Here is an 11,321-nt window from a genome sequence, read left to right on the forward strand (position 1 = left end):
TGTTGAGGGAAACGAGACGAAAACCGCCATGCTCGGCATCTTCACGCCGCATACCACCGACGCCGAGGCTGACAGTGATGAGAGCTGAACCCACGGCGCTCGCATGGATCGCAGACGAGGTGAGCGAGACAGCGCAATGGCATGCGGCGCAACTGAGGAGACTGGCGCGGCATCTCGGCTACACGCTCGTGTGGCCTGAAGCGAGTCTCGTGCCACTGCCGGATCTCGTACGGGACGCCGACGTCGATGCCGTGCTCACTCCGTCGCCCGAGCACATGGACGCGCTCACACTCAACGCCGTCATGGCGCTGGCGGACGTCGAGACCGTATCGCCGCGCCTGTCATTCGCGAAGTGGCCAGAAATCAAGCACCGGAAGGGGTTCGGATGCTCGGTCTTCTGATCTTCGTATGCCTGCTGTCGGTCGCCGTCTACTACGCGGTGTTGTACTGGCCGCCGATTATGCGCAAGCCCCGCTCGGCCGACAAGGACAGGGACCTACGCGCGGTCATCGGTGCGCCGGGCGAGGCTCGATCTCAGTCCAGTCCGACGAGATCGGCCGAGGCAGACCACAGTTCGTCGATGAGGCGGCGGTTGTGGGCCTGGGGCGACTCGGGGCCTTTTGCTCGGTGGCGATGGAAGTAGACGCCGTTGATTTCCGGGTCGGCGCCGCGGCGGGCCAGGTCGATCAGGGGTTCGGCGCCGCGGGCGGGGGTGATGGTGCCGACGTGGCGCAGCGGGGTGCGATAGAGCAGGCCAACGGCGCGGGAGTCGCGGCCGAAGCTCGAGGCCACGGGCCCGGGATGCACTGCGGCGGAGACGATTCCGTCCGACGACCAGCGCTGCGCGATACCGCGGGTGAACATGATGTTCATCAACTTGCTCGTCCCGTAGGCGCGCCATCCGAAGGCGCGGCGGCGCTGGTAGTCGAGGTCGGAGATGTCGACGTGCCCGAACAGGTTGCCGACGCTCGCGGTGTTCAGCACGAGCGCGCCGCGGGCGGCGAGCTCGTCGTGCAGCAGATTGGTCAGCAGAAACGGGGCCAAGTGGTTGATCTGGAAGTTGGGTTCGTGCCCGTCGACGGTCCGCTGCCGCGGCTCGAAGAGGCCACCCGCATTGTTGAGCAGCACGTCGATCGCGCCGGCGTGTTCGCGGATCTGCTCGGCGAGACCGCGCACGTCGTCGAGCACGGCGAAATCGGCCGTGAAGGCGGTCGCACCGGTGTCGGCGGTCACGGCGGCGAGTTTCTGTGCCGACCTGCCGACGATGACGAGATCGACGTCGGGCGCGGCCAGCGCCCGCGCGGTCACCGCTCCGATGCCGTCGCTGGCACCGGTGATGACGATCGTGCGTCGCGAGTTCGAATCTGATCGGCTATCTGTCACCAGAGTCTCCAGTCGGTGGACGCTCGGTGGACGTTACCCGGAACATCCCTCAACAGGTATCAGTCACCGATTTCCCGACCTCCCACAGTAGCGGCGGACACCGTACTCGCTGCGAGCACCAGCGCCCAGGGGCGTCGTGTCGGCCGGCCGAACGAGGAACCCCCGTGCGACCCACAGTCGGTACCGGTGTGGAGGAGCGCCGGCGACGCTGTGCGGCGATAAGCCGAGCCGCACCGCCGCCACGAAACCCGGGTCGCCGTTCACGCCGACCGTCACCGCGATGCACTGCGGCGACGAGCCCCGGTTCGAGCCGCGCCGGTGACGTCGTTACTTTCATCCGTTCCAGCCACGCCGAACATTCAACTTTCTACGTTGCTGTCAGCGTATGCACCGACGCAGCGGCCGACCCGAGTAGACCGCTACTCGAATTTCGCGGTGGCCTCCCGCACGAGCCGAGCGCGTCACCCGCCGATCCACGTCACGGCGTGTCCGGGCGGCGAACATTCCGCAGTGCGTCGCGCGCGCGATCGAACACGGCCAACGGGGGTCCGGCCACGAGATTGGCCGCACGGGATTCACCCGCGTGCGGATGCGGGCGGGTAGGCGCCATGGCTTCGGCGCCCCGGACCGTGTTGGCCATGTGGGTGAGCTGAGTTCCCGAAAACGATTGGCGCAGTAGGACGAACTCTTCCTTCTCCTCGTGTTCGGCGTGCTCGAGCACAGCGTCGGCAAACGCCGAGAGTTTGGCGTCGAATTCCGGATGATCCACACCCAGGTCGTAGAGTTCGGCGAGGTCGTGTTTTGCCTGGTTCTCCTCCGCCAGCCTGTTGTCCACCATCGGCTTCGCGCCGAACTGCGCGCGCGCAGCGGCCGGATGGACGACTTCTTCCTCGGCGGTCTCGTGCACCGCCAGCAGCCGTACCAGCTCCTCGAACAGGTTCTGCTTGTCGTCCGGTCCGGCGCGCAACGTGCCGAGAAGATCTTCGATCCGACGATGCTGCGCCACCAAGAGGTCGACGACATCCGCTTCGTCCGCACTCATCTACCAACATCCTCTTCTGCCGGGAACTCGCCTTTTCCGTTTCCTCAGCGGAACTGGCTCTCCAATGTCGCGGTGGTCACCACGCCGTAGACCAGGTGAGGTACCACGTCGCTGAGCCAGTCCGCGGTCGTCCACCTGCGCGGATCACTCACCCCGAGGACGGACATCGGCACTGCCGCGCCGACCATCGCCGCCGTTCCCGCGGCCACCGCACCGACCGGCGTCGACGGTCGCCAGCCGACCGAGCGGACCGCGCCGGCGGCCATCCCGACCCCGACGCCGGTCATGATGCCCAGAGCGGCCCCCGCTGCCTGAATTCTGTTGTCACGCTGTTGCTTCGCCCCCGGTATCGAGAGGTGGGCCAGGCTGGTGAGCTTTTCCACCGTCTGCTCCGGGGTGCTGCTGGGCCCACGGCCGCGCAGCAGCATGTCCAGGTACGTGGTGGCGTTCAGGGCGGCCGTACCCGCTGCACCGGCCGCGGCGCCACGCAGCAACGAGGTCAACATGGTCGGCGAGTGCCCCCGGCGAGGGTGTCGAAACGTCGCCCGTCAGGCACGGCTCGGGGTGCCGGCTTCCGAGCCGGGAACACCCGCACGCTGCGCGAGCCGCTCTCGCTGCGGGATCACGGTGTACTTCGGATCCTCCGCGGAGGCGACCCCGGCGTGGAAGATCCCGAACCGGGTGCACGCCGAACCTGCCATCGCGGCGGCGCCACCGAGAATCGCGGCAGTCCTCGAACGCCGGCCCCACACTCCCCCGGCCACCATGCCGGCTACCGAGAACGCCTTGGCGGCGATCATCCATCGACCCGCGCTCCCCTGGTGCAGCAGCTCCGCCGACAACCCCATCCGGCGGCTCATCACTTCGCCGGCAGCCAATTCCGTTGCGGCACCGAGGATCAGGGTGCGGCGCGCGGGGCCCGCCTCGTTCGCGGGCGAGGCGAGGACCGCCAGTCCGCCCGCCGCGGCGGCGGCCGAGCCGACGAAGACGAACGGCATCTCGCGATGTCCGTCGTGCCAGGTCGGCACCGCGGTGTCCGACATCAGCGCCGCGGTGTAGGAGGCGACGGCCGGGCCGACGAAGCCGGCCCCGACGGTCGCGGCCCTGCCGACGCGGGGAAACCATCCGGTGATCTCCGTGGCCGCGGCGACTCCCGCCAGCGGACCGTAGGTGGCCAGGATCCAGGAACCGACGCTCATCGGCGAACTCGGTTTGAACACCCGCAGCATCCGGACGAATCGTTCCGGCCGGCCCAGATCGTGGACCAGCGCCACCAGGGAGGCGAGGATCGCGACCAGCCCGCTGACCTTGGTGACGCGGGCCATCCTCCGGCGGCCGGTCAGCTCCGCGCCCATCGCCAGCACCGAGGATCCGCCCGCCAAGCCACCGAGAAACAGGTAACCGGCGATATCGCGGGCCTCCCACGTCGGCTTGTTGAGTATGGGCTTGCCGTAATAGGACTCGAAGTGCGCGTCGGGCACCATCTTCTTCTCGCCCCGGCCGCGCCCCCGCCGCCGGCGCGGCGCCCGATCCACGTCTCCGGTGACGGCCGTCCGATCAGGGGGCGCGACAGGATCCTGCGGAATGCCGGTCTGCCTCTCGTGCTCGCTCATCGTCGCCCTTTCACGAACGTCGCCGACAGCCCGGCGAGCATGCCCAACGCCGCGATGCCGACATTGCGCCACATGGCCGGTAGGTCACGGGTGGTGACGATCGGGTCCGGCGGCAGGCCGTACACCTCCGGTTTGTCGAGCAGCAGGAAGAACGCCCCGGTGCCGCCCACCCCGTCATCGGGGTCCTCGCCGTAGAGCCGGGCATCCGTCACGCCGGCGTCGTGGAGCTGCCTGACACGTTCCTCGGCGCGCTCGCGCAGCTGCGACAGTTCGCCGAACTGGATGGAGTCGGTGGGACACGTTTTGGCACAGGCAGGCTCCATGCCGTCGCCGAGCCGGTCGTAACACAGCGTGCACTTCCACACCCGGCCGTCGTCCTCACGCTGGTCGATGACGCCGTACGGGCAGGCCGGCACGCAGTATCCGCACCCGTTGCAGATGTCCTCCTGCACCACGACCGTGCCGAACTCGGTACGGAACAGCGCACCGGTCGGGCAGACATCCAGGCATGCCGCGTGCGTGCAGTGTTTGCACACATCCGACGACATCAGCCAGCGGAATTCGCCACGCTGCCCGTCACCGTCACCCGGTTTCGCGGAACTCGGCATCCCGAGATCGACCACCTCGGAGGTGTTCGCCTGTGCCGCAATCGGTTTGCGCTGTTCGACGAAGGCGACGTGGCGCCAGGTGTCGGCGCCCAGCCCGCCGGTGTTGTCGTAGGACATGCCGGTGAAGTTCAGGCCGTCGTCGGGAACGTGGTTCCACTCCTTGCACGCCACCTCACAGGCCTTGCAGCCGATGCACACCGTGGTATCGGTGAAGAATCCCATCCGCGGCTGCTGTCGCGGGTAGCCACCGCCGTGCGGCGGGTCGTCGGCGGTCAGGTCTCGTTCGAGGTCCATGCTCATACTCCCGTGCCGGTCTTGTCGGTGACTCCTGCTCGCCGCTGATAGTCGGCGACCATCGCGGTGGCCTCGGCGCCACGCGGTCGACGTCCTGGCCGGATGTCGACGGTGAACGCCTTGACCTCCTGGATGTGCGAATTCGGGTCCAGCACAACCGAAGACAGTTCGTTGGCGGCATCCCCGGTACTGAGCCCGTTGGGTCCCCAGTGATACGGCAGGCCGACCTGGTGCACGGTGCGGTCGGCCACCGTCAGCGGCGTCATCCGATCGGTGACCAGCACCCGGGCCTCGATCACCGCGCGCGGGCTGACGATCGTCGCCCACTCGCCGTTGACCAGGCCGCGTTCACCGGCGAGTTCCGGTGAGACCTCGCAGAACATTTCCGGCTGCAGCTCCGACAGATACGGCGTCCAGCGTGACATGCCGCCCGCGGTGAACTGTTCGGTGAGCCGGTAGGTGGTCGCCACGTAGGGATAGACCCGGGCACCCGCATCGCCGGCGTCGGGCGCGTAGCGATTGTGCCGATGGGGGAACATCATTCGGGACGGACTGCGCTGCTGACCGTACAGCTCGTTGCGCACCGGTGAGTCCTGCGGCTCGTAGTGGGTCGGCAGCGGGCCGTCGGCGAGGCCGGCCGGGACGTACAGCCACCCCTTACCGTCGGCCTGCATGATGAACGGGTCGATGCCCGACAACGCGTCCACACCCGCGGCGTCGTCGCCGGGCCGGTAGTCCGGCGGCTTGGTCGCCTGGAAATCCGGCACGTCCAGGCCCGTCCACTTCTGCTGGTCGGCATCCCACCACACGAGCTTCTTGCGTTCGCTCCACGGGGATCCGTCGGGTGCGGCCGAGCAACGGTTGTACATGATTCGCCGGTTGTCGGGCCACGCCCAGGCCCACTCGAGCGCGACCCAGTCCTGCTCGGTGTGTGGTTTGCGGCGTGCCGCCTGGTTCACGCCGTCCTTGCGGACTCCGCAGTAGATCCAGCATCCGCACGTGGTCGAGCCGTCGTTGCGCAACTGCGTGTAGCTCTGCAGGGGGTTGCCCTGTCCGTCGAAGCCGTTGATCTCGGCCAGCACGGCGTCGGCGTCGGGTTCCGCGGTATCGCCCGAGGTGGGGTAGTCCCAGGTGAGGTCGAGGATCGGACGGTCTCGCGGGTCGATCGAACCGGCCAGCTTCTCGCGGATGATGCGCCCGAGGTGATAGGTGAACCACAGGTCGCTGCGGGCGTCGCCGCCGGGTTCGACGGCCTGGTCGTGCCACTGCAGCAGGCGGTTGGTGTTGGTGAAACTGCCCGACTTCTCGGTGTGCGCGGCGGCGGGAAAGAAGAACACCTCGGTGCCGTTGTCTTCCGGACGGATCTCACCGGTCTCGACCTCGGGGCCGTCCTTCCACCAGGTCGCACTCTCGATCAGCGAAAAGTCGCGCACCACAAGCCAATCCAGATTCGACATGCCCAGCCGCTGCAGTTTGGCGTTCGCCGAGCCGACGGCGGGGTTCTCCCCCAGCAGGAAATAGCCCTTGCACCGGCCTTCCAGTTGCTCGAAGACCGTGTCGTAGGTGCTGTGCGAGCCGGTGAGCCGGGGCAGATAGTCGAAGCAGAATTCGTTGTCCTCGGTGGCCGCATCACCCCACCACGCCTTGAGCAAGCTGACCAGATAATCGTCCATATTCGCCCAGAAGCCGATGCGGGCGGCATGGGAGTCGATGAAGTCGGCGCGGCTCTGCCGCGGCATCGCGTACGGCATCGGAATGTAGCCGGGCAGCAGGTTGAACAGCGTCGGGATATCGCTGGAGCCTTGGATGCTGGCATGCCCGCGCAGGGCCTGGATACCGCCGCCGGGCCTTCCCATATTGCCCAGCAGCATCTGCAGCACGCAGGCGGCGCGGATGAACTGGCTACCCGTGCTGTGCTGGGTCCAGCCGACGGCGTAGACGAATTCGCTGGTGCGTTCAGGGCCCGAGTTCTCGGTCAAATGCCGGCAGACTTCGAAGAAGGTCTCCGGCGGGATGCCGCAGATGCGGTGCACCATCTCCGGTGTGTAACGGGCATAGTGGCGTTTGAGGATCTGGAAGACGCAGCGGGGATGCTGCAACGTCTCGTCGCGCACGAACTCGCCCTCGAGGGCCGCGCCGCCCATCCCGTGCTGCTCGGGACGTCCGGCGGAACGCACGTCGTCTTCCTTGCCGGGCTCGCCCGATCCGCGACCACGCTGCCCCGACGCCGAGGCCACGTCGACGCCTTCGTATTGCCACTCGGCGCTCTTGTAGTGCCGGGCCTCGGGTTCGAACCCGGAGAACAGCCCGTCGAGGTCTTCGGTGTCACCGAACTCCTCATCGACGATCGTGGCCGCGTTGGTGTAGTTGACGACGAATTCCCGGAAGTACTTGTCCTGGGAGAGAACATGATTGATGATCCCGCCCAGGAATGCGACATCGGTGCCCGCGCGGATCGGAACGTGCAGATCCGCCAGCGCGCTGGTGCGCGTGAACCGGGGATCGACGTGGATGACCACCGCGCCACGCGCCTTGCCTTCCATCACCCACTGGAAGCCGACCGGATGGCACTCGGCGAAATTGGATCCCTCGATGATGACGCAGTCGGCGTGCTGCAGGTCCTGCAGGAAGGTCGTGGCCCCACCGCGACCGAAGGAGGTGCCCAGGCCCACGACGGTCGAGCTGTGGCAGACCCGGGCCTGGTTCTCGATCTGCACGACGCCGAGCGCGGTGAACAGCTTCTTGATCAGATAGTTCTCTTCGTTGTCGAGCGTGGCGCCACCCAGACTCGCGATACCCATGGTGCGGGCGGTGCGATTGCCGTCGACCTCGTCCTGCCAGTACTCGCGCCGCGTGGCGATCACCCGATCCGCCACCATATCCATGGCCCGCTCGAGACCGATCGGCTGCCAGTCGGTGGCATGCGGCGGCCGGTAGAGGACCTGATGCCGACGGGCCTCCCCGGTCGTCAACTGCAGGCTGGCAGCACCTTTCGGGCACAGTCGCCCGCGGCTGACCGGGGAGTCCGGGTTGCCTTCGATCTGAACGACCTTCTCGTCCTTGACGTAGACCCGCTGCGAACACCCCACGCCGCAGTACGGGCACACCGATGTGACGACACGGTCGGCGTCGGTCGTTCTGGCCTGCAGCGATCGGCTGTGCTCGGACTGCGCGGCGGCCGCTTTGCCGAGGGGATCGTCGCCGGTCAGTTGCCGGTAGACGGGCCACTCCGTAATCCACTGACGTATACCCACCGCGGCTCCTCGGCTCGGTCGTCGAAGTCCTCGCCGTGCTACCCGCGATCTCGGGGCTCAAACGTGCCGCACCGGCGAACCCCGCGTCATCGCGGTGGCCGGACCGGTCCGACGTCGGGCATGGCGGTAATGCCGAAGTGCCGGCGCAGGGCCCTTCCGGCGGCGTGCACGCCGGGCATACCGTGCACACCGGGCCCGGGCGGCGTGGACGCCGAACAGAGATAGACATGGGGCAGCGAGGTGCGGTACGGATCCCACCGCGGAACCGGCCGCGCCATGATCCGGTACAGCGACACCTGCCCGGCGGCGATGTCTCCGCCCACGTAATTGGCGTTGTGCGAAGACATTTCGGCGGCGGGGATACAGCGCGAGCCGACGACGACATCGCGGAAACCGGGGGCGAAACGTTCGATCTGTTCGATCGCGGTGTCGGTGATGTCGCGTGGGGAGCCGTTGGGCACGTGCGCGTAGCTCCACAGCGGCCGGTGCCCGTCGGGGCCGAGACGGGTGGGGTCGACGACGGTCGGCTGACTCACCAACATCACCGGTGACGGGCTGTGGCGGCCGCGGCTCGCCTCCGATTCGGCCCGGGCCATCTGTTCGCGTGTCCCACCGATGTGCACGGTGCCCGCCCGGCCCACCCGGGAATCGGCCCAGGGCACCGGTTCCCGGAGCACGAAATCCACCTTGGCGACACCGTTGTTCGACGAGAAGCGGCCCACCGCACGGCGATACCGGGCGCTGAGCCGGTGACCGAACACCTCGGCCAGCGTCCAGGGATTCGTGTCGAACAGGTAGACCCGCGCGGGCGGGAGGTCCGCGACGGACTCCACGCGCCGACCGCAGATCACCTCCGCACCGCGCGCGGCCAGGTCGGCGAGCAGCGCGTCGGTGATCGCCTGGCTGCCACCGATCGGGATGGGCCAGCCGTGCGAATGCGCGAGCGTGCCCAACAGCAACGCGGTAGCCGCACCGGCCGTCGCCGGGATCCCGGTGTTGGCGTGAGCGCCGACTCCACTCAGCAGAGCACCGCAGGCACGCGCATCGGTGGTCCGGTCCCACACGCGGGTGCCGAGCTGCATCGCCCGGGCCCCCATCGTGGCGGCGGCGGCGAATCCTCGCGGGTGCAGCGTCGCGCCGGGGATGCTTCGCACATCGGACAATCCCAGGCCGCGGATCGCGTCGACGCCCTCGACCAGCGGTGTCATGATCCGCCGGTACAGCCGGCTGTCCCGCTCGCTGTGCTCGCCGAGGGTGGCCACTGTGCGGGACAGGTCGCGGTAGGCCAGAGCCGCCGGACTCCCGTCGAGCGGGTGGGCGAAAGAAATATCGGGATACCCGAACCGGACACCGCGCGCCGCGAGATCGAATCGCGCGAAGAACGGCGAGGCCACCGCCATCGGATGCACGGCCGAGCACAGGTCGTGCAGCAGAGGAACCCCCAGATCGAGACACTGCGTCCGACATCCGCCGCCGGCCTCCGGCTCGGCCTCGAGCACCGTGACCGACAGGCCCGCCGCCGCACAGACGACCGCGGCCGCAAGGCCGTTGGGGCCGGATCCCACGACGACGACGTCGCTCGGTGAGCCCATGGCGCGCGCCTTTCCGTCGAGACCGCGTGCACAGGCCTATTCCACGGGGCGGCAACTTCAAACATCGGATCGGCCCGGCTGAACCACCGCCGGTGCATGCGCGAGGTGTAGACGAGAGTGCGGGGGTAGTCGAGCGGTAGGGAGGTGAGCGGAAGGAGTTCGATGTGAGTGACATGGCGATCGCGCAGCGGCTGAGAGACCTTCTCGAGGAAGATCCGGACTTGGCCGTCGGCCTGGAGCGCTCATTGGTGCAGGCGCGGCAGGTAGCCGAGGACGGGCTGAACGACGAGTTGCTGGCGGCGCTACCGTGGCCACAGTCGGTCGCGGAATACGTCGACTACATCGACGATTTCGCCCGCTGGGTGCCGCGGGAGACCGACTCGCCCCCATGGCGCTCGCAAGCACCGCAGCACCGGTACGCCCAGGAGGTCAGCGACCGGCTTTCCCACTTCTTCTGGATCATCGACCAGAAGACCGACGGCCGCGACACATCCGTGGCCTACGGCTCGGACACCTTCCGGAATTGGGTTACCGACTTCGCCCGCGACTGGGGCAGTTTTCTCGACACTCCCGAATCCTTCGGACCCGACGTCCTGAAATCGTTCATCGACAACGCTCCCGAATACCACGTGGGCGACTCCATGATCGACGGCAGGCCCAACGCTCCCAGCGGCTGGATGACGTTCAACCAATTCTTCGCCCGCGAACTCAACGGAGGCCTACGCCCGGTTGCCGAACCGGGCGACAACCGGTCGATCACCTCGCCCGCGGACTGCATCTTCCAGCACCGCTACGACATCGATGACGCCTCGAACATTCCGGCGACCACGATCAAAGGCACGCACAAGTACGGAAATATCGAAACGCTGCTCACCGGAAGTGAATTCGCCGCGACATTCGCCGGCGGAACCTTCGCCCATTACATGCTGCCGACCTACGCCTATCACCGCTTCCACCTACCGGTGGATGGTGTCGTCACAGAGTCGTTCGTGACTCACGGGCAAGCGTTCATGCAGGTGGTGCTGTCCGACCACGGCTTGAAGGGCCAGGACAACGCCGAGACCGGCTTCGAGTTCTTCCAGACCCGGGGCGTGGTCATCATCGACACCACCGGATCACCGTGCGGTGACGTCGGGACAGTAGCGGTCGTGGCCGTCGGCATGCAGAACGTCTCATCGGTTACCCTCACCTGCACCCCGGGAAAGCACATGGCCAAAGGAGATGAATTCGGCTACTTCACTTTCGGAGCGTCCGACATCATCCTGCTGTTCCAACAGGGCGTGACGATCGACATCGATACCGCCGAGAAAACCCATTTGGTCGGAGAACCGGTGGCTCGATGCAGCTGACCCGGCCGAGATCGCGTTCGTCCTGAGTGTTCGCAGCAGGACCGCGGTCGGCGCGCCTCTACGGCTGTTCTCGCCCCCGCCTGCCATGTGCGCTGCGTCAGGGAACACGCCAACGCATCAGGCAGGGAGGGCCCGGTAGTCGCATTCGCATGAGCGGGTGAAATCCGGTCTCAGAGTGCGCGCAGG

At 67.4% G+C, this 11,321-nt stretch carries 9 protein-coding genes; 2 read left to right on the forward strand and 7 right to left on the reverse strand.

The window, feature by feature from the left end; all coding sequences use genetic code 11:
* The first annotated feature begins 77 nt into the window (after positions 1–77).
* The gene (locus tag NA3_RS14545; protein ID WP_062964152.1) at positions 78–401 is read left to right on the forward strand and encodes a hypothetical protein; all 324 of its coding nucleotides are present in this window, start codon (positions 78–80) and stop codon (positions 399–401) included.
* A gap of 133 nt (positions 402–534) precedes the next feature.
* On the opposite strand, the gene NA3_RS14550 is transcribed toward NA3_RS14545, so the two are convergent.
* The 7 genes from NA3_RS14550 to NA3_RS14580 all read right to left on the reverse strand — a co-directional run bounded on the left by NA3_RS14550 (position 535) and on the right by NA3_RS14580 (position 9,786).
* Positions 535–1,383 carry an SDR family NAD(P)-dependent oxidoreductase gene (locus NA3_RS14550; protein ID WP_062964153.1) on the reverse strand — a complete coding sequence of 283 codons (849 nt, stop codon included), beginning with the start codon at positions 1,381–1,383 and terminating at the stop codon, positions 535–537.
* A 478-nt stretch (positions 1,384–1,861) separates the two neighbouring features.
* The gene (locus tag NA3_RS14555) at positions 1,862–2,425 is read right to left on the reverse strand and encodes a hemerythrin domain-containing protein (RefSeq protein WP_062964154.1); all 564 of its coding nucleotides are present in this window, start codon (positions 2,423–2,425) and stop codon (positions 1,862–1,864) included.
* A 44-nt stretch (positions 2,426–2,469) separates the two neighbouring features.
* Positions 2,470–2,931, reverse strand: a complete 462-nt coding sequence (locus NA3_RS14560; RefSeq protein ID WP_062964155.1) for a hypothetical protein — start codon at positions 2,929–2,931, stop codon at positions 2,470–2,472.
* A 42-nt stretch (positions 2,932–2,973) separates the two neighbouring features.
* A complete protein-coding gene (gene nrfD / locus NA3_RS14565) occupies positions 2,974–4,038 on the reverse strand; it encodes an NrfD/PsrC family molybdoenzyme membrane anchor subunit (RefSeq protein WP_084491558.1) in 1,065 nt (354 codons plus the stop codon).
* Positions 4,035–4,940: a 4Fe-4S dicluster domain-containing protein gene (locus NA3_RS14570; RefSeq protein ID WP_084491559.1), complete on the reverse strand. Its 906-nt coding sequence runs from the start codon at positions 4,938–4,940 to the stop codon at positions 4,035–4,037. Before NA3_RS14570 ends, nrfD begins: the two co-directional genes overlap by 4 nt.
* A 2-nt stretch (positions 4,941–4,942) precedes the next feature.
* On the reverse strand, positions 4,943–8,194 hold the full coding sequence (gene fdh / locus NA3_RS14575; RefSeq protein ID WP_062964156.1) for a formate dehydrogenase: 3,252 nt from the start codon (positions 8,192–8,194) through the stop codon (positions 4,943–4,945).
* 86 nt (positions 8,195–8,280) lie between these two features.
* Entirely contained in the window at positions 8,281–9,786 is a 1,506-nt protein-coding gene (locus NA3_RS14580) for a phytoene desaturase family protein (RefSeq protein WP_062964157.1), read from the reverse strand.
* A 173-nt stretch (positions 9,787–9,959) separates the two neighbouring features.
* Here NA3_RS14580 and NA3_RS14585 point away from each other — a divergent pair, with 173 nt between their 5' ends.
* Positions 9,960–11,135, forward strand: a complete 1,176-nt coding sequence (locus NA3_RS14585; protein ID WP_227995455.1) for a phosphatidylserine decarboxylase — start codon at positions 9,960–9,962, stop codon at positions 11,133–11,135.
* Positions 11,136–11,321 lie beyond the last annotated feature (186 nt).

This window comes from Nocardia africana NBRC 100379 (assembly GCF_001612635.1).
GTDB classification, from domain to species: Bacteria; Actinomycetota; Actinomycetes; order Mycobacteriales; family Mycobacteriaceae; genus Nocardia; species Nocardia africana.